Origin of the sequence: Halomonas sp. BMC6, assembly GCF_964204995.1 — a bacterium.
In the GTDB taxonomy this organism is placed as follows: Bacteria; Pseudomonadota; Gammaproteobacteria; order Pseudomonadales; family Halomonadaceae; genus Vreelandella.
This window is the reverse complement of record NZ_CAXNSH010000001.1, coordinates 2,105,263-2,130,792: the sequence shown is the minus strand read 5'-3', so window position 1 is coordinate 2,130,792 and position 25,530 is coordinate 2,105,263. Positions and strand designations below refer to the sequence as shown.

Genomic DNA, 25,530 nt, shown 5'->3' with positions numbered 1-25,530 from the left:
CTTGCGGGGCCTTTGGAACATCGATAGACACGTTACTCACCGTTTGCCATGGCTTCCAGCTCCATCCACCGCTCCATGGCAGCGTCCAACGCCTGCTGTACCTTTTCGAGCGCCTGCAGTTTGGCGGTCACCACCGTGGCTTCCTGCTGATAAAAGGCCGGGTCTCCTACCTCTTGCTCCAGCGCTTCGATGTCACTCTCTAGCCGCTCGATCTCCGCAGGCAGCGCATCCAATTCACGCTGCAGCTTATAAGAGAGTTTGACGGTTTTCTTTGCAGGCTCCCCGGCGGGTGCCGGTGGCGCCTTTTCCTCTGCGGTGCGGGTGGGTTCGGTGTGCTGACGTGCCGTACCCTCCCAGGGCGCTGGCGGCAATTGGCCACCCTGGCGAATCCAGTCCGTGTAGCCGCCGACGTACTCGCGCACGCGCCCTTCCCCTTCGAACGCCAGCATGCTGGTGACGACGTTATCCATGAAGGTTCGGTCGTGGGAGACCAGCAGCAGCGTGCCGTCAAAATCGAGCAGTAGCTCTTCGAGCAGCTCCAGGGTTTCCATGTCTAGGTCGTTGGTCGGCTCATCCAGCACCAGTACGTTGGCGGGCTGGGTGAACAGCTTGGCCAACAGCAGACGGTTGGATTCGCCTCCTGACAGCGCTTTTACCGGCTGGCGAACCCGGTCTGGAGTGAAGAGAAAATCTTGCAGATAGCTCATGACATGGCGGTCTTTACCGCCCACGTTCACCCGGTCACTGCCTTGCGCTACGTTGTCATACACCGTTTTTTCCAGCTCGAGACCGGCCCGCAGCTGGTCGAAGTAGGCCACTTTGAGGTTGGTGCCTAACTGAACGCTGCCCTCGGTGGGTGCCAGTTCGCCGAGCAAAATCTTCAGCAGCGTGGTTTTACCGGCACCGTTGCGCCCCAAGAAGCCAATGCGGTCACCCCGCATGACTTCCAGGTTCACGTTGCGCAAGATTACGTCGTCACCAAAGCGCTGGGTGACCCCTTTTAGCTCGACCACGCGCTTACCGGTCCGCTCGCCGCTATCCACGGTAAGATTCGCCGTCCCCTGCCGCTCGCGGCGCTGGCTACGCTCCACGCGCATTTTTTCAAGCTCGCGCACACGGCCTTCATTACGCGTACGCCGCGCCTTGACGCCCTGACGAATCCATACCTCTTCTTGGGCCAATTTTTTATCGAACAGCGCATTCTCGCGCGACTCGACCTCCAGCTCGTGCTGCTTGCGCTCTTGGTATTCGGCGTAGACACCGGGATAACGCCCGAGCTTCCCACGGTCGAGCTCCAGGATGTTCGTCGCGAGTTTCGACAAAAATGCCCTATCGTGGGTGATCAGCAGTACCGCACCGTTGAAGGCCAATAGCTGCTCTTCCAGCCACGCAATGGTGTCGAGATCCAGGTGGTTGGTCGGCTCGTCGAGCAGCAGTAGGTCAGGCTCGGAAACCAGCGCACGGGCCAGCGCTACTCGCCGCCGCCAACCGCCGGATAGTGCGCTCATCTCGGCGTCTGGGGGCAAACCGAGCCGGGTCAGTACCACATCGATTCGCTGATGGAAGGACCAGCCATCGATGGCTTCAAGGCGCGTCTGTAGCGTCGCCATGCGGTTCATGTCCGGGTCCGGGTCATTGATCAGGTGCTGATACTCCGACAGCAGCTCGCCCGCTTCCGGCAGGCCTTGCGCCACCATATCGAAAATGGTCATACCCGAGGATTCAGGCAGCTCTTGAGCCAGCACGCCAATTTTCAAACCGGGCGCACGCCAAATGGTGCCATCATCCGCTTGAATGTCGCCCGCCACGAGCTTGAGCAGGGTGGATTTACCGGTGCCGTTGCGCCCGACCAGCGCCAGCCGCTCGCCTCTTTCAACCGTTAGGTCGGCGCGGTTAAGCAGTACTTGGGTGCCGTAAGCGAGTTGCAGCTGTTCGAGTCGTAACAAGGTCACGCAGTGTCCTCCTTCGTCGTGAGGCGCACAGTGTAACGCATGGACCGGGCTTACGGGGTAACCGAATGACGTCTCGATGGCAGGAGCGCCTGCGGTGGGCATCGCAGGCGCGTGTTGGCGGGTTACATCTCGGTGCGGATACGCTTTTTATCCAACTTGCCAACGCTGGTTTTGGGTATCTCATCGACGATACGAATCAGGGATGGAACCCCCCAGCGGTTGAGTTTTCCCTGCGCCACGAACTGCTCCATGAAACCTTGAATCGCCTCGACGGTAGGCGGCGTTTTATGATCGCTGGGCACTACGAGCGCGGCGGGCCTTTCGCCCCATTTATCGTCCGCTACGCCAATCACCGCGACCTCTGCCACGCCGGGGCACTGGCTGATATAGCTTTCGAGGGCCAGCGATGAGAGCCATTCGCCCCCGGTTTTAATCACATCTTTCATGCGGTCACTGATCGACAAAAAACCGTGCTCATCGAGCGATCCCACATCCCCGGTGTGTAGCCAGCCATCGCGCCATAACTCCTCACTGCGCGCGTCCTCTTTATAATACGCCTGGGTCAGCCAGGGTGCTTGCACGCGCACCTCGCCAATGCTGTGGCCATCATGGGGAAGTGGCTCACCATCGGTATCGACGACTTGAAGTTTGACGAATGGCACGGGTAACCCTGCTTTGCAGCGCCAGGGCAGCTGATGCTCGAAATCGGCATCGGCGACGTCTTTGGGTAATATATCGGCGGTCAATAGCGGGCAGGTCTCCGACATACCGTAAGCGCTGCGCGTATCGATGCCCAGCGCCCAAGCACGACTGGCCAACGCTTGGGTCAACGCACTTCCTCCCACCAACACTTTCCAACCCGAAATATCGATCTTCTTCGTCGCGATGGCATCAGCACTCACCACCATGTTGAGTAGCGTCGGTACGCAGTGTGAAAAATCGACTTTTTCGCTCACCAACAGTTTGACCAACATGTCGGGTTCGTACTTGCCGGGGTAGACCTGCGTGGCCCCCAACAGGGTCGCGGTATAAGGCACGCCCCACGCATGCACATGGAACATGGGCGTAATGGGCATGTACACCTTATCCCGATTGAGCAGCTCGAACCCTGGCGCCTGGAAGGTGCTGGCTTCGCTCAGGGTATGCAACACGAGCTGACGATGGGTAAAGAAAACCCCTTTGGGGTTGCCTGTCGTGCCCGTGGTGTAGAACAGAGTGGCTACCGCGTTTTCGTCAAAGATGGGAAAGTCATAATGGGGCGGCTGTCGAGCGAGTAAGGCTTCAAACTCGCCCACCAGTGGCAGCGAAGTCTCTACAGACTGCTCGCTCTCTTGGCAGAGCACGTACCCTCGAATGTTCGGTAGCCGAGCGGCAAGCGGCTCTAGCAAGGGAACGAAGTCTTCGTGCACCAGTACGAACACGTCTTCCGCGTGCTCCATGGTATAGAGAATCTGCTCTGGCGCTAACCTGACATTCACGGTGTGAAGTACTGCGCCTATCATGGGAATGGCAAAAAAACACTCCAGATAACGATGGCTATCCCAGTCGAGCACGGCGACCACATCCCCTGCCTGCACTCCTTGGGCGGTGAGCGCGTGAGCCAATTGATGCACCCGCTCTTGAAAGCGACGATAGTCATGACGACATTGATCGCGGTAAACGATGTGATTGTTACCCGCCATGCGAACACCCGATTCCAGCAGCTCTTTGATCAATAGAGGCGGCTGTGTGGCGGAAGCGGTCGCCGGCAATATCTTGGGGGTTATCGTTGCCATGGTCACTCCTTGATGTCGTTATTGTTCATAGAGACTCACCGTTGCAGTGTTCACCACCGCGTAGGGCGACGCAATGCGAACGGGCACACCTTTGGTATTAGCCGAGGCGCGTACCGACCTTTACAATACGCTTTTCACCATCTGGACAAGGGGACACGCTTGACGACCACGACAGCCGATACGTTTTTGCCCGAGGCGCTACGGTTTCGCCCGGAAACTCCTTTGGTGGACATTGGCGCGAACTTGACCCATGAGAGCTTTCAGCGCGACCTAGACGACGTGATCGCCAGAGCCAGAGTCGCACAGGTGCGGACGTTGATCGTGACCGGCACCGACGTGGCCCATGCCAAGCAGGCAGTGGCGATGGCCCAGCGGTTCGAGGGCGTTTACGCCACGGCGGGCGTGCACCCCCATGACGCCAGTAGCTGGAACGACACGGTGGCACAAGACATGCGGGCGCTCTACCGCCTTCCTGAGGTGGTGGCCGTGGGCGAGTGCGGGCTGGATTTCAATCGCAACTTCTCCACACCGCAAGCGCAAGAGCTCGCCTTCGAAGCCCAGCTGGCGCTGGCCGCCGACAGTGGCCTGCCACTGTTTCTACATGAGCGGGATGCCGGCGAGCGCATGCGCGATATCCTGCGCAGCTGGCGAGATGACATTAGCGATGCAGTGATACACTGCTTCACGGCGGATCGAGCGACCCTACATGGGTATCTCGATCTCGACCTTCACATCGGCCTCACCGGCTGGATTTGCGACGAGCGCCGAGGGCACCATCTACGTGACTTGGTGCGGGACATTCCTCTGGAGCGACTCATGGTCGAAACCGACTGCCCTTATTTGCTGCCCCGCAATTTGCCGGCCAAGTTGAAGGGCCGTCGCCATGAACCGGCCCTGCTGCCGTGGATCGTGCAAGAGATCGCCCGTTGGCATGATGTGAGTGACACCGAGCTGGGGGCTGCCACGACGCGCACCGCCCAGCGTTTTTTCCGCATCGATACGGACGCTTAAAAGGAGCAACTGCGTGGCTGACTATCCTGGCTTCATTGCCATCGAAACAGGCGAAGATAATGGCCTGCCGCTCTCCATCGCCTGGTCGTTACCCGATGGGCGTATCAAGCAAACGTTGATTCAGCCGGACGATAGCTGGATCAATGAAGATAGCAACGTCATGGGCGCTTACAGCATCGAAGAGCTGGAGAGCTTGGGGGTCAGCCCGCTGGACGTGATCCGCGAGCTGGAGAACGACCACTTCTCGGCGACGCTCTATACCAGCGATAACGGCGATGACGACGCCGCACTAGCACGGTTATTCGATACCTACGGCTTGGACCCGTTCGTCGAACTGGCCCCCGCCAAGGTACTGTACGATCATCTCGGCCCCGGAGAGTGGCACCGCCTGCGCAGCGATGCCTTCAACGATCTTGGCTTGGAGCCAATGCGTCCAGAGCACGAAATCGAAGTGATGCTGACGCTACACCGCCAGCTAAACGAGCAGGATTAAGCAACCCGACACGCGGCTAGACACGCTTTCCCCTTGGCGATGGCGTCATTGCGCGAGCCTTGCTGCTGATAATAGTGCGTCAGTGCTGTATGAAAGGCGTTGGCACGCGCTGGCAGCCCTTCGTCCATATAACGCTGGGCTCTCGCAGCGACCTTCTGGGCGAAGGCATCGCGATCCACGTCGACGTCACCGCCCAGGTTATCGACACTGACATGGAAGGTACGCCCACACGCGTGGGTGAACAGCTGCTCGAGTGCCTGGGGCGCAATTTCTGCCCGCTCGAAAGCCCGCTGCTGCTCGGCATTACGCCCGTCCGGCAGGTACCAATACCCATAATCTTCAAGCTGCCGCCGCTTGTCTCCTGCGATACACCAGTGGCTGATCTCGTGCAGCGCGCTCGCGAAATAGCCACGAGCAAAAATCACCTGATGATAGGGACACTCGACATTCGCGGGGCGATAAAGAGGCTCATCACCGCCCTTGATGAGTCGCGTGTGAAAGTGTTCCATAAATACGCCATCGAACAGCGCCATGATATCGTCCAGGGTCCAACGCTCTTTCTCGTGTGTCACCATGTTGCCACTTTCGTCATTCATTTCGCGCAGTATACCCGTGCCCCTCCACTAGGCTAAAGAGGAGACGGCAAACCACAGCGACTCCTGCTACTCTATCGGCTTTTCTTAGGTCTCTTTGCTAAAGAGGAGCCATACCTTGGGCGGCTTTACTAGCGATATAAAAACAATCTACTGGCCTGAAACCCGCACCCTGGTCGCGTTGGCACTGCCCATTTGTGGTGCTCAGCTCGCCCAGGCGGGCATGAGCGTGGTGGATGTCATGATGACGGGCAGGCACAACGCCACCGACCTGGCGGCGGTGTCGGTCGGGTCGAGTTTATGGATGCCGTTGATGCTCTTCATGACCGGCACCCTCATGGGCTTGACCCCGATCGTGGCACACTTGCTGGGTGGACAACGCCATGGCGCCATTCGCCCCGCCGTACATCAAGCGCTGTGGGTGGCGTTGGCCTTAGGGTGCGTCTCGGCGGTGTTATTGTGGGTCGCCGTAGCGCCGATTTTCGAACGTATGGACGTGCCGCCTAGCGTTGCCCGGGAGTCCGCCGCCTATCTTAGTGCGGTGGCGTTTGGTATGCCGGGCATTGCTCTCTTTCAAGCGCTTCGGGCCTTTTCTGACGGCATGAACCATACTCGCCCGGCCCTGTGGATCAGCTTGGTCGGCTTGAGCGTTAATATTCCCTGTAACTATTTACTCATTTACGGCGGCGAGGGTTTAGTGAGCCTATTCGGCTCCGGCCTTCCAAGCAGTTGGCAGCAGCTTCCCGCCCTCGGCGCATTGGGTTGCGGCATTGCCACCGCCATCTCCATGTGGACCATGGCTATCGCCATGGCGCTCTATACTCGCCGCGGCACGACGTACCGCAGTGTCGCGCTGTGGCAGCAGTTGACGCCGCCCAATTTGGCGGGCATTCGCGAACTCGTCGTTGTAGGCGTACCGATTGGTGTGGCCATCTTTGTCGAAGTAACGCTGTTCACGCTGATCGCACTTTTCATTGCCAGCTTCGGTGAAGTCACCGTTGGTGCTCACCAAATCGCCCTCAGCTACACCACCATCCTGTTCATGTTACCGATGTCGTTAAGCATGGCGCTAACCGTACGGGTGGGAAACACGCTGGGGCAAAAGCGTTTGGCCATGGCGCGCAAAGTGGCTTGGAATGGCATCGTCATCAGTGTCATCGTCGCGGCCATCAATAGCACACTTTTGTGGTTTTCAGCCGCCCCGGTCATATCGCTCTATACCTCGAATGCGGACATTCAGGCATTAGCGCTCACCATCATTGCATTGGCGGTGGTTTTCCAGCTCTCCGACTCCTTACAGGTCAACTTAGCCGGTGCGCTCAGAGGCTACAAAGACACGCGTATCGTCATGGTGATTACCGTACTCTCGTATTGGATCGTGGGCTTGGGCGGAGGACACTGGCTAGGAACCTACGGCCTAGGGAGCATGTCTGAACCTATGGGTGTACACGGCTACTGGATTGGGCTGATTGCAGGTCTCAGCACGGCTGCATGTTTACTGGCTTGGCGATTTAAAAGAATCAGTCAACAGGAGTGATCTATGCCCCTACCTTCCCGTCTCTTGTGGCTCATCGCTGCCACTGGAGTGCTGCTGTCTGGCTGTGGCGACCATAGCGCTGAACATGCCTGGGAACAGTATCATCAGCAATTGGCCGCTGCGCTGGATACGTCGCCGCCAGCGCCATCCGAACCGCGCAACATTGACGCCTTCCCTGAACGCCAGCAGCGCTTGATCGAGGTAGCAGAAATTCGCGATGGAATGCTCAACATCTATGCGTTGCGCGAGTGCCAAATCACCTCCTTGGTTGCTGCCCGTAACAATCAGCTGGGCCGCGTAGCACCTCCTAGCCAACACTGGCTGTACGAACGCGCCCTTTGGCAGCGTCTGGACGCCTGTTGGAATAGCGACATCCCCGATACCCTGAGCGACGACGACAAAGCGCGCTTGGCGCAGTTGACCGAGCTTAAAACCGAGCAGCTACCCGCCGTCAGTTGGAACGCGATTTTTGATTCTGAAGAGTGGGAAAAGAGTTTTTCAAGGGCCAGCAGCCCCTTGCCTCCACAGGCAAGCCTCGATATCAGCGAGCAGCAAGCGGCCCTCAGCTACCTGCAACGAATGGTCGATCAGCAGTTCAGTCAGACATGGGAGCAGGACTCTTCAACGCTAGAAAATCACTTGAAAGCCCTTCAAGAGAGACCGTTGAGCGCCGAGATGCTGCGCTCGCTACTGCTCGCCGAACAGCGACTGAGCGAAGCCAACCACATGCTCGCGGCAGCGGCTGACGACGAGGCCTGCCTGTCGGTGGAAACGCCTGTTTGGATCGAGACGTTGGCAGAAAACGCCCAACAGTGGCTCGTCAGCGTGAACCAGTTGATTGAGGCTCATCCCGTCACCCCTCCTGATTCGGTTGCCGCGTATCAACAGAATTGGCTCTCTTTACACCGCCCGGAAGCTCCGTGGCAGCAGTTTCAAACCGCGTGGGACAAGCATACCGCGTTAAAAAGCGCCTTTTCCCCCTGCGTGTCGGATTAAAAATGACGTTTACGCTTAACCTCGTGGTCAAGCTGTGCTATTGGTGAAGTGTGCGGCAGGCGGTTACCGCTGTCTGCCAACGTCGTGACCACGCAGTACAAGGAGGGACACCATGGGCGCACCCCTGTCAACTCGCTCTGCCCAGGTCATCGACCTGGAAACCGTGCGTCAGCGTCAGCAGGCGCGCAAGTGTTTAGTTCGTTTAGCTCCAGAGCTAGATGGATTGGAGATGGTCTACCAGCTCGCTGCGAGTCCCGACACCTACTACGGCCTGCCGATTCTTGCTTGGGGGCTGAGGGAAGATGGCAACGTGGTAGGACTCGTCCCATGGATGGAGTCGCTCGTCGCGTGCCATGAGCTGGATAGCCATGAGAGCGGCGTTTTTATCGGTTATCGTGACCCTGAAACAGACGAAATCTTCGACCTCCCTCCCGATCACAAATACGACGAGCTGACTGCGGCAGCTAGCTACTTCGAGTATGAGTCGTCGGGCGATATCACGCTCATTCAGCAGCTTCCCGATACTCTAGGGACTCACGCCCTCTGCATGAACCACCCCAATGCACCTTGGCACATGAAACCCGTGTACGGATGGCGTTTATATAGCGACGGTAACATCGAAGCGGTGCTGGCAGACGAGCAAAAAGCCACCATGACGCCGATTTTACTCGGCGATGCATGCCTTTACGATGCGCACTCACAACACCAAACCGTCTACTTCTTCCAGCGCCATATCGCTAACCGTATTCTGGAAGAGGACCCCGCCACGTTAGAGGCACTTGCCATGATGGTCGTGCCCAGTAGTGACAGTCCATAACCCTTCTCCGCAAGGCGTTCACCCTTTAGTCGGTAAACGCCTTGTCTCGCTCTACAGGGTCATGCCAAGCGGATAAAGTAGACGTACTGATCGTCCCCACTTTCTTGATGCAACAGGTCGTGGCCGAGAAATTGGCAAAACTTTGGCACATCGCGAGTCGTGGCAGGATCGGTCGCCACGACTTTCAAAATTTGGCCCGATGCCATATCACGCACTTTGTTATGCATCAGCATGATCGGTTCCGGGCAGTAAAGTCCGGTAGTGTCCAATGCAGTATCGAACGCGGCGGGATCATTCGTAGTATCAGTCATCGACTCTCTCGGTTAGGAAACAGACCTATGATAAAAATCATCATTGAACGACGCATCATGCCCGGTTTGGAAGAGGAATATGAACACGCAGCACGCGAGGCGATGCGTGTCTCCTTGGGCGTCCGGGGCTTCGTTGGTGGTGAAACCTTGGTGGAGCTTGGCCACACCGACCGCCGTTTGATGATTACCAAATGGCGCGACCTGCGTGCCTGGAAAGAGTGGCACGCCAGCGAAGAGCGCGCCATGGCGATGCAGCGTATTTTACCGCTACTCACTGAAGATGAAACCATCCGACTCTATGAGCCGGGCTACTAACCCGTCGTCCCCCACGTCAGTGAGCTAGCCTGACGTGTACCGTCACCTCTTCGCGGTCGTGGTAGAGGTGGCGGCATCGAATCGTGGCGCTGACACCCGAGGCTGCTAACGCCTCTTCCAGCGTTGCCAGGCAGCGGGTCACCTCGTCCCAACGCTTCTTCATCGGCAGCTTGAGGTTGAAGATCGCCTCGCGGCACCACTTGCGCGTTAACCAACGCTCTACCATGGCCAAAACGCGCACCGGCTTATCGACGATGTCACACACCAGCCAATCCAACCGCTGCGGCGGTTCCCAGGTAAAGCCGTCCTCGCGTAGATGATCGATCTGGCCGGTGGCCATGAGCTGCTTGTCCATTGGGCCATTATCGATGGCATAGACATACATACCGCGCTGTACCAGTTGCCATGTCCAGCCACCCGGAGCTGCCCCCAAATCTGCCGCCTGCATGTGTGCGGCTAAACGCTCTTCCCACTCGTCGCGAGGGATGAACTCGTGCCAAGCCTCTTCTAGCTTCAATGTCGAACGACTGGGCGCACGAGAAGGAAAGCGCAGCCGACGAATGCCATTGATTAACTCGCTGCGGTTATCGGGAAAACTCATCCCTAACTGAACCCGGTCACCATCCGTCCAAAACACGTGCAAGCGACGCCCACCCGCCTTGCCACGCAGTGCGCCTCTTTTCTTCAGCATGCTCTGTAGGGGCTTGGTTAACGCCTTGATCAAGCCCGCTAAGGCTTTCCCCTCGTTCGTATCCGGCGTTTCATGCCAGATCTCTTCGAAACTCCAACGGCTTGCTTTGATCTGTTCGAGAATGGCCGTGAGGCGGTCATCCCGAGATAGCGTCAACGCAGGCAGTGCCGCTAAACTTTGTCTGGCGAATATGAGTCGCTTGAAGGCAGCCTGACGATGTAAATCATTAATGGCTTCTCCGTCTTGGCGCGTGACACTTACCCAGCCTTCACCCCGCACCGGATCACAGGGCACGCCCAGCTGCTGCGCATGGTGCTGCATTTCAGCCAACGCATCGTTTTCAAACCCGGGCCGGCAGTAAACAAGCCATGACATGGGTACCGTATCACTCACCTTTCACCTCAACATAATCTGCAACCCATAAACGCGATATCACATACTTGCTCACGCGGCGGCCTGCATCATAGCACTTTGCGCGCGTCACTCTAAGCGCGTCGTCTTTTCATTAGAAGTGTCGTACACTATTCGGACGGTATCTCGAGTCCTTCCTTCATGGAGGGGCTTTTTTTATGCCGGACAGCACCATTTGACTAACAGCGCGCGCCGTCTCGTCCGGCCGCGTTTGCCAAGGAGAGCATCATGGGGCAGCGTCCTCCCCTTTTGATCAATCGGCTCGACGCAGATCGTCTGCAGCGCTTGATCGATAACGCCACCGACAAGGATCAAATGGTGGCTGAGCTTTTACAAGAGGAGCTCAGTCGCGGAGAAGTGGTCGATCCTGAAGAAATTCCCGATAACGTCGTCAGTATGAACAGTCAAATTCAGTTCACTGACCTCACTCGCAACCAACAGATGGTGCGTACGCTGGTGTATCCGCACTCGCTCGGCACGACGAAAGACGCCATTTCGATCATGGCGCCCATTGGTGCCAGCCTGCTAGGGCTTAAAGTAGGCGACACCATCGACTGGCCTCTACCCAACCAGCAAAACGCACATTTACGAGTAGACGCGATTCTCTGGCAACCTGAACGCGAAAAGCAGTACCACCGCTAATTCGTACCGCGCTTCCTAAGCCGCTTCTGTTCTGATAAGCGGCTTTTTTTTGTTTCCCTCCCGCGTTTTCCTGAGACCACACAACCCAAAAGCCCCGAGCACAGGGTGCCCGGGGCTGGTCATGGCGCGCTTTCAAGCGCGCAACAAAAAACCCAGCCGACTGGCTGGGTTCTTTGCGGTATAAGTGCCTGACGATGACCTACTCTCGCATGGGGAGACCCCACACTACCATCGGCGCTAAGCGGTTTCACTTCTGAGTTCGGCAAGGGATCAGGTGGTTCACGCGTGCTATGGTCGTCAGGCGTAACAGGTAATGCATATCATGCTGAGTATTGTGTGATCGTCTCTTGTCCGTCAGCGCTTTGGCTGGCGGATGCGTATCCGGTTCTCTGAGTGCATTCACACTCGTTCGTTATCACTGCGACCAGACCCCTTGGGTGTTATAGGGTCAAGCCTCACGGGCCATTAGTACACGTTAGCTCAACGCCTTGCAGCGCTTCCACACCGTGCCTATCAACCAGCTGGTCTCGCTGGGCCCTTTAGGAGACTCTAGGTCTCAGGGATGTCTCATCTTGAAGGGGGCTTCCCGCTTAGATGCTTTCAGCGGTTATCCCGTCCGACCATAGCTACCCGGCAATGCCACTGGCGTGACAACCGGAACACCAGAGGGTCGTCCACTCCGGTCCTCTCGTACTAGGAGCAGCTCTTCTCAAACATCCAACGCCCACGGCAGATAGGGACCGAACTGTCTCACGACGTTCTAAACCCAGCTCGCGTACCACTTTAAATGGCGAACAGCCATACCCTTGGGACCGACTTCAGCCCCAGGATGTGATGAGCCGACATCGAGGTGCCAAACACCGCCGTCGATGTGAACTCTTGGGCGGTATCAGCCTGTTATCCCCGGAGTACCTTTTATCCGTTGAGCGATGGCCCTTCCATACAGAACCACCGGATCACTAGAACCTGCTTTCGCACCTGCTCGACGTGTCTGTCTCGCAGTCAAGCACCCTTATGCTCTTGCACTCATTGCACGATGTCCGACCGTGCTGAGGGTACCTTCGTGCTCCTCCGTTACGCTTTGGGAGGAGACCGCCCCAGTCAAACTACCCACCACACACTGTCCTCGATCCGGATAACGGACCTGAGTGAGAACGCCAATGATGCCAGGCTGGTATTTCAAGGTTGGCTCCACCCGAACTGGCGTCCGGGTTTCAAAGCCTCCCAGCTATCCTACACAGGCAACATCAGCGTCCAGTGTGAAGCTATAGTAAAGGTTCACGGGGTCTTTCCGTCTAGCCGCGGGTACACCGCATCTTCACGGCGATTTCAATTTCACTGAGTCTCGGGTGGAGACAGCGTGGCCATCATTACGCCATTCGTGCAGGTCGGAACTTACCCGACAAGGAATTTCGCTACCTTAGGACCGTTATAGTTACGGCCGCCGTTTACCGGGGCTTCGATCAAGAGCTTCGGCCGAGGCCTAACACCATCACTTAACCTTCCGGCACCGGGCAGGCGTCACACCCTATACGTCCGCTTGCGCGTTAGCAGAGTGCTGTGTTTTTACTAAACAGTTGCAGCCACCTGGTATCTTCGACCGGTTCGGGCTCGGGGAGCAAGTCCCATTACCCTACGCCGGCGTGCCTTCTCCCGAAGTTACGGCACCATTTTGCCTAGTTCCTTCACCCGAGTTCTCTCAAGCGCCTTGGGATTCTCACCCTGACCACCTGTGTCGGTTTGGGGTACGGTCGCACATGATCTGAAGCTTAGAGGCTTTTCCTGGAAGCGTGGCATCAATGACTTCCGGACCGTGGTCCGTTCGTTTCGTGTCTCGGCCTTAGCGTCCCGGATTTACCTAAGACACCAGCCTACTCACTTTCACCAGGACAACCAACGCCTGGCTCACCTAGCCTTCTCCGTCCCCCCATCGCAATCATGTCCGGTACGGGAATATTGACCCGTTTCCCATCGACTACGCCTTTCGGCCTCGCCTTAGGGGCCGACTCACTCTGCTCCGATTAGCGTCGAACAGAAACCCTTGGTCTTCCGGCGAGGGAGTTTTTCACTCCCTTTATCGTTACTCATGTCAGCATTCGCACTCGTGATACCTCCAGCATGCTTCTCAACACACCTTCATTGGCTTACACGACGCTCCTCTACCGCTCATCCAGAGGATGAACCCGTAGCTTCGGTACCTGGTTTAGCCCCGTTACATCTTCCGCGCAGGCCGACTCGACTAGTGAGCTATTACGCTTTCTTTAAAGGATGGCTGCTTCTAAGCCAACCTCCTAGCTGTCTGAGCCTTCCCACATCGTTTCCCACTTAACCAGGATTTGGGGACCTTAGCTGACGGTCTGGGTTGTTTCCCTTTTCACGACGGACGTTAGCACCCGCCGTGTGTCTCCCACGCTCGCACTCACCGGTATTCGGAGTTTGCCTCGGGTTGGTAAGTCGGGATGACCCCCTAGCCGAAACAGTGCTCTACCCCCGGCGGTGATACGTGAGGCGCTACCTAAATAGCTTTCGAGGAGAACCAGCTATCTCCGAGCTTGATTAGCCTTTCACTCCGATCCACAAGTCATCCAAATCTTTTTCAACAGATCCTGGTTCGGGCCTCCAATTGATGTTACTCAATCTTCACCCTGCTCATGGATAGATCGCTCGGTTTCGGGTCTATATCCAGCGACTGTGTCGCCCAGTTAAGACTCGGTTTCCCTACGGCTCCCCTATACGGTTAACCTCGCCACTGAATATAAGTCGCTGACCCATTATACAAAAGGTACGCAGTCACGGAACGAGTCCGCTCCTACTGCTTGTACGCACACGGTTTCAGGATCTATTTCACTCCCCTCTCCGGGGTTCTTTTCGCCTTTCCCTCACGGTACTGGTTCACTATCGGTCAGCCAGGAGTATTTAGCCTTGGAGGATGGTCCCCCCGTCTTCAGTCAAGGTTTCTCGTGCCCCGACCTACTCGATTTCACATGATCAGATTTTCGGCTACGGGGCTATCACCCACTATGGCCACGCTTCCCAGCGTATTCGCCTAATCAGTCACATGCTTAAGGGCTGGTCCCCGTTCGCTCGCCGCTACTAGGGGAATCTCGGTTGATTTCTTTTCCTCAGGGTACTTAGATGTTTCAGTTCCCCTGGTTCGCCTCCTACACCTATGTATTCAGCGTAGGATACTCAGCTGATGCTGAGTGGGTTTCCCCATTCAGAGATGTCCGGGTCACAGGTCGTTTGCCACCTCACCGAACCTTATCGCAGGCTACCACGTCTTTCATCGCCTCTGGCTGCCTAGGCATCCACCGTGTGCGCTTCATTGCTTGACCCTATAACCCGAAGGGGTCTGGACTCTCGCAATGACAACGATTGCCGGATACGCTTGAGACGTATCACTTAACAATTACGTATGAACATTTCAATAAACGTTCATGTCAGCATGATATACATTGTTAAAGAGCGACTGCTATGCGCAGTGATAAGCGGATGCTTTTTTCACTTTAAAAGGAAAAGAAAGACCTTTTCTTTTTTTAACGTGAAAACAGCGCTTATCACTGCGTAACAACAGCATTCTGATCAGGTAATTCATTGTGAGCGCTTACCGCGAGGGGAAGACATCGTTTAAGGAGGTGATCCAGCCGCAGGTTCCCCTACGGCTACCTTGTTACGACTTCACCCCAGTCATGAACCACACCGTGGTGATCGCCCTCTTGCGTTAGGCTAACCACTTCTGGTGCAGTCCACTCCCATGGTGTGACGGGCGGTGTGTACAAGGCCCGGGAACGTATTCACCGTAGCATTCTGATCTACGATTACTAGCGATTCCGACTTCACGGAGTCGAGTTGCAGACTCCGATCCGGACTGAGATCGGCTTTTCGGGATTGGCTCACTCTCGCGAGTTGGCAACCCTTTGTACCGACCATTGTAGCACGTGTGTAGCCCTACTCGTAAGGGCCATGATGACTTGACGTCGTCCCCACCTTCCTCCGGTTTGTCACCGGCAGTCTCCTTAGAGTTCCCGCCATTACGCGCTGGCAAATAAGGACAAGGGTTGCGCTCGTTACGGGACTTAACCCAACATTTCACAACACGAGCTGACGACAGCCATGCAGCACCTGTCTCTGCGCTCCCGAAGGCACTAAGGTATCTCCACCAAATTCGCAGGATGTCAAGAGTAGGTAAGGTTCTTCGCGTTGCATCGAATTAAACCACATGCTCCACCGCTTGTGCGGGCCCCCGTCAATTCATTTGAGTTTTAACCTTGCGGCCGTACTCCCCAGGCGGTCGACTTATCGCGTTAACTTCGCCACAAAGTGCGCTAGGCACCCAACGGCTGGTCGACATCGTTTACGGCGTGGACTACCAGGGTATCTAATCCTGTTTGCTACCCACGCTTTCGCACCTCAGTGTCAGTGTCAGTCCAGAAGGCCGCCTTCGCCACTGGTATTCCTCCCGATCTCTACGCATTTCACCGCTACACCGGGAATTCTACCTTCCTCTCCTGCACTCTAGCTTGACAGTTCCGGATGCCGTTCCCAGGTTGAGCCCGGGGCTTTCACAACCGGCTTATCAAGCCACCTACGCGCGCTTTACGCCCAGTAATTCCGATTAACGCTTGCACCCTCCGTATTACCGCGGCTGCTGGCACGGAGTTAGCCGGTGCTTCTTCTGCGAGTGATGTCTTTCCTAGCGGGTATTAACCGCTAGGCGTTCTTCCTCGCTGAAAGTGCTTTACAACCCGAGGGCCTTCTTCACACACGCGGCATGGCTGGATCAGGGTTGCCCCCATTGTCCAATATTCCCCACTGCTGCCTCCCGTAGGAGTTCGGGCCGTGTCTCAGTCCCGATGTGGCTGATCATCCTCTCAGACCAGCTACGGATCGTTGCCTTGGTGAGCCGTTACCTCACCAACTAGCTAATCCGACATAGGCTCATCCGATAGCGGGAGCCGAAGCCCCCTTTCTCCCGTAGGACGTATGCGGTATTAACCTGGGTTTCCCCAGGTTATCCCCCACTATCGGGCAGATTCCTATGCATTACTCACCCGTCCGCCGCTCGTCAGCATCCAGCAAGCTGGATCTGTTACCGCTCGACTTGCATGTGTTAGGCCTGCCGCCAGCGTTCAATCTGAGCCATGATCAAACTCTTCAGTTTAAGATCAATGCGGTTCTTGCCTGTGACCAAAGCCACAGAAGCGAACCAAACTTGGCTCAAGGGTCAAACGAATTCATTCATCAGGCCGAAGCCTGTTTGACGAGTCGCTTGCCTTGATAATAGGTGATGATTCACCCTCATCGGCAAGCGCCCACATGAATTACCTGATCAAATTGTTAAAGAGCTGTTTCGCTGTGCCGGCTCGATGACCTGAACCGTGTTGCCTCAGCGAGGAAGGCGTATTCTACGCATTCCGTGGTGTTTGTCAACCGCTGTTTTCAGCGAGCGAAGCGAGCGATCCAATCAATAACGAGACGGCGCTAACTTCCTGACAAACCAGAGGTTTTTAGCCTCTTTCACCGCTGGTAACGCTTGGCGTCCCCGGCAGCGGATGCGTACTTTACGGATTCGAAGCCGGGTTGGCAAGAGGGTTTTGTAAAAAAAGCGGCAGACGATGCCAAAAGCAAGTCTGCCGCAAACCACCGATCAGTACCCTGACCAGAGAGTGCCTGGTAAATACTTGGGCTTAAATCTCGAAGCCCAGGCCAAAATCGTCGCTTGAAATGGCCATCAAACTGCCCGCCCCCGCTTGGATCATGGCAGCGTGCGCTTTAGTGCGCGGTAACAAGCGCTGGTAATAGAACCGCGCTGTATTCAACTTTGCCTTATAGAAAGCAGCATCATCGCCGTCTTGGGAGGCGGCGGCCTGCTTGGCCGCACGTGCGAACAGGTAAGCAACCGTCACGTAGCCTGAGTACATCAAGTAATCGACGCTGGCAGCTCCTACCTCTTCACGGTCCTGCATCGCTTTCATACCGATACCCATGGTGAGCTCGCCCCACTCGGCGTTCAGCTTAGCCAGCGGCTCAATAAACTCTTTCAATGCGGAGTTATCCGCTTCTGCTTTGCAGAACTTGTGAATCTCTTTGGTGAATACTTTCAGCGACTCACCTTGACTCATCAGCACTTTGCGCCCCAGCAGATCAAGCGCTTGAATACCGGTCGTACCTTCATAGAGGCGTGTGATGCGCGCATCGCGCACCAGTTGCTCCATGCCCCACTCTTTAATAAAGCCGTGGCCACCAAAAACCTGCACGCCCTCATTGGTACACTCGAAGCCCACTTCCGTCAGGAAAGCTTTAACGATGGGTGTTAATAGACCGAGCAGCGTCTCCGCTCGCTCTTTCTCTGCCCCCGACGCACCGTGCTCAACAATATCCAGCATTTGAGCGGTGTACAGCACCAGCATGCGGCCGCCTTCGGCAAAGGCTTTTTGAGTGAGCAACATACGGCGTACATCAGGATGCACGATGATGGGATCAGCAACTTTGTCGGGCGCTTGGACACCCGACAGCCCGCGCATCTGTAAGCGGTCACGGGCATAACTTAGCGAGTTTTGGAAGCTAGCCTCCATCAACCCTAAGCCTTGGATACCCACGCCTAGGCGAGCAGCGTTCATCATGGTGAACATGCAGGCCAGGCCTTTGTTGGGCGCGCCCACTAGGTAACCCGTTGCGCCGTCAAAGTTCATAACGCAGGTGGCATTACCATGGATACCCATTTTGTGCTCAAGCGAACCACAGCTGACGCCATTGCGCTCGCCTGGATTACCCGCAGCGTCCGGCAGAAACTTGGGCACCACGAATAGCGAAATACCTTTAGAGCCTTCAGGGGCATCCGGCAGCTTGGCCAGCACGAGATGCACAATGTTCTCAGCAAGATTGTGCTCACCGGCCGAGATGAAAATCTTGGTGCCCGAAATGTGGTAAGCATCACCTTCAGCGGGCACCGCACGAGTCTTAATTAAACCAAGGTCAGTACCGCAGTGTGGCTCCGTCAAGCACATCGTGCCCGTCCAAACACCCTCTACCAGCTTGGTGAGGTATGTCGCCTTCTGCTCGTCGGTACCGTGATGACGCAGCGCATCCGCCGCGCCGTGTGAAAGGCCCGGGTACATTCCCCACGCTAGGTTAGTGGCGCAGATCATTTCGGAAAGCATCATCGCCAGCGAATGAGGAAGGCCCTGACCACCCTGCTCAGGATCTGCCGCCAAACTCGGCCAGCCGCCCTCGACATACTGCTGATAGGCCTCTTTGAAGCCTTTGGGCGCTTTGACCTCTCCGCCCTCCAGCAAACACCCCTCTTCATCCCCACTCTGATTGAGTGGCAGCAACACTTCGCGAGCAAAGCGCGCGCCCTCTTCCAAAATCGCCCCTACGACATCAGGAGACGCTTCATCACCATGGGGAAACGCCGCGTAGTGGCTTGGGTAATCAAACATTTCGTCCATCACGAAACGCATGTCGCGCAGAGGGGCTTGATAGCTGGGCATGTCACTTCTCCTAAACAGGGGGCTGAAAGGGCTGGGCTTCATCAACGCCTTTCAAACACATGTTTGAAAATTAGCGCGCACGCTCGACACAGTCAAGCAGTCGTTTGAATTAAACCTCCAAAGGCGCTACTACTTTGGTATCCACTTACATAAACCCTTGTTCTTAAATACAAAAAATCCTGCTCGAAACCTCGAGCAGGCTAACCAGAAAGGCTTACTTGGAAGCTGTTATTGCATTCGGATACCGCCGTCCAAACGAATTACCTCTCCATTAAGCATGGGGTTGGTAATGATCTGCTCTGCTAGCCGTGCAAACTCCTCAGGCTTACCCAAACGCTTGGGGAAAGGCACGGCAGCAGCTAACGCCTGTGCAGCCTCGTCAGGGATTTCACTCATCATCGGCGTTTCAAATACCCCAGGCGCAATGGCCATGACGCGAATGGCATGTCGGGACAGTTCTCTCGCCGCTGGCAGGCTCATTCCCACGACCCCCGCCTTAGAGGCGCTGTAGGCACACTGCCCCACCTGCCCATCGAACGCCGCAATAGACGCTGTGTTGATAATCACACCACGCTCACCGCTATCACCCGGCGGGTTTTTAGCCATCGCAGCGGCCGCGAGCCGCATCACATTGAAAGTGCCGACCAAATTGATATGGACCGTGCGCGCATAGCTATCAAGATCGGCAGGGTTGCCTTCTCGATCCACTAGCTTGGCGACGCTCACCACACCCGCACAGTGAACCACGCCAGAAAGCCCGCTTTCGCCACCCAACGCCACCGCCCTATCTATAGCCTGCTGCATATCGGTGGCAGAGGTAATATCAGCGACACAGGCTTTGGCCTGAGCACCCAGCTGTTCTGCTAGATTCGACACGCGATCACTCATATCGCACAGCAGCACATTGGCGCCAGCGCTTACCAGCCGTTCTGCCGTGGCCGCACCAAGACCTGAGGCAGCCCCGGTGATCAAAAACGTACGATCCTTTACCTGCATGGCACATGTCCTATGAATTATGAGTGATGACGTACTTGCTCTGCCGCTTGAGCACGTAACTTGAAGCGCTGAATCTTGCCGCTGGGTGTTTTAGGTAGCTCATCGACAAACTCAATCACCCTAGGGAAAGCGTGAGTAGAGAGCCGTTCGCGCACCTGCTGGCGAATTTCTTCGGCCAGGGCATCACTCGGCTCGTAACCATCGCGCAGTACGATATAGGATTTGATCACTTCGCCACGAATCTCGTCTGGCTGCCCCACCGCCGCAGATTCCGCCACCGCTGGATGTGTCATCACGCTATTTTCAACGTCTGTCGGGCCTACCCGATACCCTGCAGTCGTGATGATGTCATCGTCACGGCCTGCAAACTGGAACGAACCATCCTCATTGCGAATCACCACATCGCCGGTCAGGTAGTAGCCATTAACGAAGGGGTCTTTCTCCTGCCAGGTATAGCCTTGGAAAAAGTGAGCGGGTGAGTTCTTGATATCCACCGCCAGCACACCGGGTTCACCGGGTGGCAGCTCATTGTATTCCGCATCGAGAATGGCCAGACGGTAGCCCGGCATAGGAACGCCCATGGCCCCCACATGCTTAGGGTGCTCGAGAGAGTGGTGGTTATTACAGGTCATTCCGGTTTCCGTTTGGCCATAATGATCCATGACCGGGCAACCCAAGGATTTTTCGACCCAGGTGACGACCTCGGTGTTGAGCGGCTCCCCTGCAGAGCTGGCTGCTCGCAGCGTCAACGTTTGATGAGCGTCGTCAAACAGGCCTGACGCTTTCATCAATCGGTAAGCCGTAGGTGCCGCCGCGAAGTTGGTAATGCGATGACGTGTCATAAAGGCCAACGCGCCCTCAGCACTAAAACCAGCCTCGCAAAAGTGCGTGGTAACGCCCAACAGCAGCGGCCCTGCAATCGCATAATAAAGTCCATAGGCCCAGCCAGGGTCCGCCATATTCCAGAAGCGGTCATCTTCACGAAGGTCAACCGCCAGCTCCATATAGAGCGCAAATGCGGTCATACCCGATAACGGCACGGCGACCCCTTTGGGCTTACCCACCGTGCCGGAAGTAAACATCTGAAGAAACGGCTTATCCGGCGAAAGCCGGGGCGGTGCTTCACTCGTTGACGTATACGTCAATGCGGTCTGCCAATCGAGGTCGTTGGCATGTTCACTGGTTGCACCGCCCACGGCTAAAACGGGCGGACACTGGCTCAACCCATCAAACTTGTAGCGATTGGCATGATCGGTAATAACCAACTTGGTATCGGCACGACCAAGACGGTAATCCACGGCGTCCGGCCCAAAGGCAGTAAATAGCGGCTGGTAGACGGCTCCGATGCGCCACGTTGCCAGCACGGTGATCAGCAAATTAACAGAACGGGGCAGCATGCAGGCAATCCGGTCGCCCTCACAGAGCCCTTGGCTTTTGAACCAGCCCGCTAATTGGCAGCTCTGCTGATCAAGTTCGGAATAGGTCAGCGTATGGGTTTGGCCCTGGGTATCTTCATGTACTAGCGCCAATACATCACCACGCCCTTGGCGCACGTGCCGTCCACAACAGGCGTCAAAGGCGTTTAAATATCCATCCTGATGGTCGTCAAGTTTGGCGATAACGCTATCAACTGAAAAGCTTTCAAGAAAAGTCGAATACGGGGGAAGTGACGTGGATGTTGCTGTCATGACGGCTCTCTTATGTTGTTGGTCGTGAGCACTCGGACAGGCAGGCTTCTTCATCGCATTGCTGTTATTGTGCGTTTACGTTAACGGAAACCTGCCGATAGACCAACGCTAAAAGCATTTACCCAAGAGCGCAAGCCACAAGCGACGCAATAAGGTTAGACGTTGGTCGATTGAGAAGAGGAGCCATCCCGCCTTAGCGGGAGAGGATCATGGCCACTAACTCATCGGCGAGTTCATCGGGCGTACGCGGGCCGTTAGGGTCATACCAGCGGACGGTCCAGTTCAACGCGCCCAGAATGAAGCGAGAGACGAGAAAGCTGTCACCATGAATTAGCCCTGCCGCTAGGGCATCATCGATCACTTCGACCCATAGCCCCTCGTATGCATCACGCAAATGGCTCAGATGCGCGCTGGCAGCGGGGTCTAACCGTCGCCACTCGAACAGCGCCACCACGTGGGCGTTGCGATCGGTAAAGAGCGTTTCCAGGTGGGCTCTTGCCATGGCATGAAGCCGTGCCTCCGCATTGTTAGGGCAAGACTGCAGCGCGGCTTTTGCAATGCCAAGCGCATTTTGGGTGCCCTCCTCGATCACGGCCGCCAAAATTTCCTGCTTGTCTTTGAAGTGATGAAACAGGCTGCCGGATTTGATGCCCATTTCCTGGGCCAGCATGCGCACCGTGGTGCGATCAAAGCCCTCTTGGACGAATAGCTGAGCTGCTAAGCGCGTCAATTCCTTGCGGCGAGGAGATGCATTCATTACATTCATGTCATTTACACTAGCGCTTGCTTGGTTACGTAGGAGAAGACCACAGCCCCGCGAACGGGTCAACGCATCGCTAAACACTCAGCCCGATAATCACAAAAAATCTATCAGGAGATAGACAATGAGTAGCGCTACCGACGTCGTCTTTTTATCCGCCGCTCGCACCCCGATGGGCGGCATGATGGGCAGCCTTTCCAGTATGAGCGCCCCTGAACTTGCCGCCGTGGCGATCCGCGCTGCCATCGAGCGCGCAGGTATCGATGCCGCCTCCATCGAAGAGGGTATCATGGGCTGCGTGCTGCCTGCTGGTGTCAAACAAGGCCCTGCCCGCCAGGCGATGCGCCAGGCAGGCATTCCAGATGCCAACGGTGCCACGACCATCAATAAGCTCTGTGGCTCGGGGATGAAAGCAGCCATGCTTGCGCATGATTTGATCAAAGCAGGCACCGGCGACATTCTGCTGGCAGGCGGCATGGAGTCGATGTCCAACGCTCCCCACGTGCTGACCAAAGCGCGCAGCGGCTACCGCCTGGGCCACGGCGAGCTGAAAGACCACATGTTCTTGGACGGTTTGGAAGACGCCGAAACGGGCAAGCTAATGGGCGTTTTTGCCCAAGAAGTAGCCACAGAAAGGGGCTATACGCGCGAGCGGCTGGATGATTTCGCCATTGCGTCCTTAGAGCGGGCGATGGCCGCCACCAACAACGGCGACTTGGACGCCGAAATGGCGCCAGTCACGGTGACGACGCGCCAGGGTGAGACGATCGTTTCCCACGATGAGCAACCCTTTCAAGCCAAGCTAGACAAGATACGGCAGCTGCGCCCAGCGTTTGCCAAAGATGGCACCATCACCGCAGCCAACGCTAGCTCCATCTCCGATGGCGCGTCGGCACTCATTTTGGCAAGCCATGCAGCCGCGCAGCGCCATGGCGTTAAACCATTGGCAAAAATGCTGGGGCATGCGACACACTCGCGTCACCCAAGCGAATTCACCATTGCGCCGGTGGGTGCCATCGATAAACTGATGAAAAAGCTGGGCTGGGGCGTCAACGATGTCGACTTGTTCGAAATCAATGAAGCCTTTGCCGTCGTGACGCTCATGGCCATGGACGACCTAGGCTTGCCCCATGACAAAGTGAACGTCTTTGGCGGTGCTTGCGCTCAAGGCCACCCGGTGGGCTCCACGGGATCGCGGATCATCGCTACGCTGATCCATGCACTACGCGCCAAGGGAGGAAAACGCGGTATTGCCAGCCTCTGCATTGGCGGTGGAGAAGCCACCGCCGTTGCCGTTGAGCTGATGGATTAAACGCCCAACAGCTCGCCCATCGCGTGCCTTGGCTTTGCTTTATGCCAGGGCGCGCATATCGTCCTTATAGTCACGATCCTCCGATTCAGCGCTAGCCATGGCCTGCCAATCCAATTGCTCTAGAGGCTGCGACTCTTCCACCGACTCTTCGCTGGCCTCAGCACTGTCGATACCTTCGGCTATTTGGAACTGCCCTGCATATTCACGCATCTGCAGAGCTTCCTGTGTCAGACCTTCCGCACTCTGCGCCGTTTGATTCACCAACCGCATCGTGTCTTGCGTCGTCGCATCGATCTGCGTGACCGCCACGTTGACCTCTTCGATACCGCGCCGCTGCTCCTCGGACGCTTTGGCCATTTGTGCCATCAAGTGCTCGACTTCGGTCGCCGCCTGCATGATGGCCCGCGTGTGCTCACCCGCCTGCTGAGACAGTTCACTCCCCTCTTCGACGCTCTTGCGGGATGCCTCGATGCGCGCACGAATATCGTGGGCGGCATCGGCACTGCGCGTGGCGAGCGCTCGCACTTCGCTGGCGACGACCGCAAAGCCGCGACCATGCTCACCGGCACGAGCGGCTTCGACCGACGCGTTCAATGCCAAAATATTGGTTTGGAAAGCAATGCTTTCGATCACGGTAATGATGGTTTGGATTTCTTCGGAGTGCTGGTTGATCGACCGCATGGTGGCGATGAACTGGGAAATGACCTCATCTCCCTGCTGCGCCTTGTGAGACACGTCAGTGGTCGAGCGATTGACGTGGGCAGCACTTTCCGCATTCTGATTGACCGTGGCGGTGAGCTGTTCGAGGCTGGCGGCCATTTGTTGCAGTGCCGACACCTGAGAGTCGGTTTGGCCAGCCAGCTGCTGGCTTTGTGTCGCCATGGCTTGGCTATCGGTATAGACCTGCTGGCTACTGTTATTGAGCTGATTCACAGTCGTGGTCAGCGAGCGCTGCATATTCGCCAGCTCGGTAAAGAGCAGGCCAATTTCATTATTGGCGTGCGCTTCCACCGGCGAGGATAAATCACCTTTAGCAATACGTTTGAAGTGCTGAGTAATGACGCGCAGTGGACGCAGTACGTTACGACGCACGCCCCATACCACGAGCCCCACCACCAGCAGTGCCAGGACGACGACTCCGATCACACCCATGAACAGCAACGATGAGACGTTTTCGAAGCGTTCGGACAGACCAGCACCACGCGCTACCGAGTAGCCGTAGAAGGCTTCCGCCGTATTGACGAACTGTTGGCTGCTGTCATCGACCCGCGACTCGCCAGATAAAAAGCCGCGCACGTCGCGCTCTTCCAGCATCATCATCTGCAGGCTGAGGTTGTTATTCACCAGGGATTGGAAATCGTTAGACAATTGCCCGACTAGATCCGGCAACTCCCCCTCTGGGAAGCTCGCCTCGAAAGCATCAAAGTGCGTGGACGCCGAAGCCAGCAGTCGTTCCGCTTCTTCCAGCAGCGGCTCGGGACGATCGAACGACGGCGTGCGAATCAACTCCGCCGCCCGATTCATCTGTACCCGGGCACGCAGTAGCTGCGTGTAAGCACTGTTCAGCTCACGCACCTGGGCCATGTCACGCTGCTGCATCGATGTAAACGCATCGCGCCCAAATTGGTTGGCAAACAGACCCAAGCCGCCGATGGCTAGCACCAAGCAGGTAAAGGTCACGAGTACCAGCGTCCAGCTTGCTTTGACGCTTAAGTTATTGATGAATTTCATGGTGCA

General features: G+C 56.4%; 18 protein-coding genes and 3 rRNA genes. 8 read left to right on the top strand and 13 right to left on the bottom strand.

What is annotated here, in order from left to right:
* Window positions 1-32 precede the first annotated feature (32 nt).
* Both AB6K10_RS10245 and AB6K10_RS10240 read right to left on the bottom strand, forming a co-directional pair.
* Window positions 33-1,952, bottom strand: a complete 1,920-nt coding sequence (locus AB6K10_RS10245) for an ATP-binding cassette domain-containing protein (RefSeq protein WP_339118632.1) — start codon at window positions 1,950-1,952, stop codon at window positions 33-35.
* 122 nt (window positions 1,953-2,074) lie between these two features.
* On the bottom strand, window positions 2,075-3,727 hold the full coding sequence (locus tag AB6K10_RS10240) for a fatty acid--CoA ligase (protein WP_339118631.1): 1,653 nt from the start codon (window positions 3,725-3,727) through the stop codon (window positions 2,075-2,077).
* A 159-nt stretch (window positions 3,728-3,886) separates the two neighbouring features.
* Here AB6K10_RS10240 and AB6K10_RS10235 point away from each other — a divergent pair, with 159 nt between their 5' ends.
* The gene (locus AB6K10_RS10235; protein WP_339118630.1) at window positions 3,887-4,738 is read left to right on the top strand and encodes a TatD family hydrolase; all 852 of its coding nucleotides are present in this window, start codon (window positions 3,887-3,889) and stop codon (window positions 4,736-4,738) included.
* Window positions 4,739-4,751: 13 nt separating this feature from the next.
* Window positions 4,752-5,231, top strand: a complete 480-nt coding sequence (locus tag AB6K10_RS10230; RefSeq protein WP_159341765.1) for a hypothetical protein — start codon at window positions 4,752-4,754, stop codon at window positions 5,229-5,231.
* Here AB6K10_RS10230 and AB6K10_RS10225 read toward each other — a convergent pair.
* Window positions 5,228-5,806, bottom strand: coding sequence for an elongation factor P hydroxylase (locus AB6K10_RS10225; protein ID WP_339118629.1), 579 nt, complete (start codon window positions 5,804-5,806; stop codon window positions 5,228-5,230). The two genes, AB6K10_RS10230 and AB6K10_RS10225, sit on opposite strands and share 4 nt — an antisense overlap.
* A 136-nt stretch (window positions 5,807-5,942) precedes the next feature.
* On the opposite strand from AB6K10_RS10225, the gene AB6K10_RS10220 reads away from it, so the two are divergent.
* From AB6K10_RS10220 to AB6K10_RS10210, 3 genes are all read left to right on the top strand, one after another.
* Entirely contained in the window at window positions 5,943-7,361 is a 1,419-nt protein-coding gene (locus AB6K10_RS10220) for an MATE family efflux transporter (protein ID WP_339118628.1), read from the top strand.
* 3 nt (window positions 7,362-7,364) lie between these two features.
* Window positions 7,365-8,357, top strand: a complete 993-nt coding sequence (locus tag AB6K10_RS10215; RefSeq protein WP_339118627.1) for a DUF3080 family protein — start codon at window positions 7,365-7,367, stop codon at window positions 8,355-8,357.
* A gap of 112 nt (window positions 8,358-8,469) precedes the next feature.
* Entirely contained in the window at window positions 8,470-9,174 is a 705-nt protein-coding gene (locus AB6K10_RS10210) for a hypothetical protein (RefSeq protein WP_159341761.1), read from the top strand.
* Between the two features lie 59 nt (window positions 9,175-9,233).
* On the opposite strand, the gene tusA is transcribed toward AB6K10_RS10210, so the two are convergent.
* Window positions 9,234-9,485 (bottom strand): sulfurtransferase TusA, encoded by a 252-nt coding sequence (gene tusA, locus AB6K10_RS10205; RefSeq protein WP_305947923.1) that lies wholly within the window; start codon window positions 9,483-9,485, stop codon window positions 9,234-9,236.
* Window positions 9,486-9,512: 27 nt separating this feature from the next.
* Here tusA and AB6K10_RS10200 point away from each other — a divergent pair, with 27 nt between their 5' ends.
* Complete coding sequence (locus tag AB6K10_RS10200; protein ID WP_159341759.1) at window positions 9,513-9,800, top strand: antibiotic biosynthesis monooxygenase; 288 nt, start codon at window positions 9,513-9,515, stop codon at window positions 9,798-9,800.
* Between the two features lie 16 nt (window positions 9,801-9,816).
* On the opposite strand, the gene rlmM is transcribed toward AB6K10_RS10200, so the two are convergent.
* On the bottom strand, window positions 9,817-10,866 hold the full coding sequence (gene rlmM, locus AB6K10_RS10195) for a 23S rRNA (cytidine(2498)-2'-O)-methyltransferase RlmM (protein ID WP_339118626.1): 1,050 nt from the start codon (window positions 10,864-10,866) through the stop codon (window positions 9,817-9,819).
* A 264-nt stretch (window positions 10,867-11,130) separates the two neighbouring features.
* Between rlmM and rnk the strand changes: the two genes are divergently transcribed.
* Window positions 11,131-11,544 (top strand): nucleoside diphosphate kinase regulator, encoded by a 414-nt coding sequence (gene rnk / locus AB6K10_RS10190; RefSeq protein WP_159341757.1) that lies wholly within the window; start codon window positions 11,131-11,133, stop codon window positions 11,542-11,544.
* A 186-nt stretch (window positions 11,545-11,730) separates the two neighbouring features.
* On the opposite strand, the gene rrf is transcribed toward rnk, so the two are convergent.
* The 7 genes from rrf to AB6K10_RS10155 form a co-directional block, all read right to left on the bottom strand.
* A 5S ribosomal RNA gene (gene rrf, locus AB6K10_RS10185) occupies window positions 11,731-11,846 on the bottom strand.
* Between the two features lie 142 nt (window positions 11,847-11,988).
* Window positions 11,989-14,879 (bottom strand): 23S ribosomal RNA (locus tag AB6K10_RS10180).
* 293 nt (window positions 14,880-15,172) lie between these two features.
* A 16S ribosomal RNA gene (locus AB6K10_RS10175) occupies window positions 15,173-16,705 on the bottom strand.
* Together the 16S, 23S and 5S rRNA genes form the textbook arrangement of a ribosomal RNA operon.
* Before the next feature lie 526 nt (window positions 16,706-17,231).
* Complete coding sequence (locus AB6K10_RS10170; protein WP_339118625.1) at window positions 17,232-19,037, bottom strand: acyl-CoA dehydrogenase C-terminal domain-containing protein; 1,806 nt, start codon at window positions 19,035-19,037, stop codon at window positions 17,232-17,234.
* A gap of 228 nt (window positions 19,038-19,265) precedes the next feature.
* Window positions 19,266-20,033, bottom strand: a complete 768-nt coding sequence (locus tag AB6K10_RS10165) for an SDR family NAD(P)-dependent oxidoreductase (RefSeq protein WP_339118624.1) — start codon at window positions 20,031-20,033, stop codon at window positions 19,266-19,268.
* Window positions 20,034-20,050: 17 nt separating this feature from the next.
* Window positions 20,051-21,721 carry an AMP-binding protein gene (locus AB6K10_RS10160; protein ID WP_339118623.1) on the bottom strand — a complete coding sequence of 557 codons (1,671 nt, stop codon included), beginning with the start codon at window positions 21,719-21,721 and terminating at the stop codon, window positions 20,051-20,053.
* 193 nt (window positions 21,722-21,914) lie between these two features.
* Window positions 21,915-22,478: a TetR/AcrR family transcriptional regulator gene (locus tag AB6K10_RS10155; RefSeq protein WP_339118622.1), complete on the bottom strand. Its 564-nt coding sequence runs from the start codon at window positions 22,476-22,478 to the stop codon at window positions 21,915-21,917.
* A gap of 127 nt (window positions 22,479-22,605) precedes the next feature.
* On the opposite strand from AB6K10_RS10155, the gene AB6K10_RS10150 reads away from it, so the two are divergent.
* Window positions 22,606-23,793 (top strand): acetyl-CoA C-acyltransferase, encoded by a 1,188-nt coding sequence (locus tag AB6K10_RS10150; protein WP_159341752.1) that lies wholly within the window; start codon window positions 22,606-22,608, stop codon window positions 23,791-23,793.
* Between the two features lie 39 nt (window positions 23,794-23,832).
* Here AB6K10_RS10150 and AB6K10_RS10145 read toward each other — a convergent pair whose 3' ends face one another.
* Window positions 23,833-25,524 carry a methyl-accepting chemotaxis protein gene (locus tag AB6K10_RS10145; protein WP_285262534.1) on the bottom strand — a complete coding sequence of 564 codons (1,692 nt, stop codon included), beginning with the start codon at window positions 25,522-25,524 and terminating at the stop codon, window positions 23,833-23,835.
* Window positions 25,525-25,530: the final 6 nt, after the last annotated feature.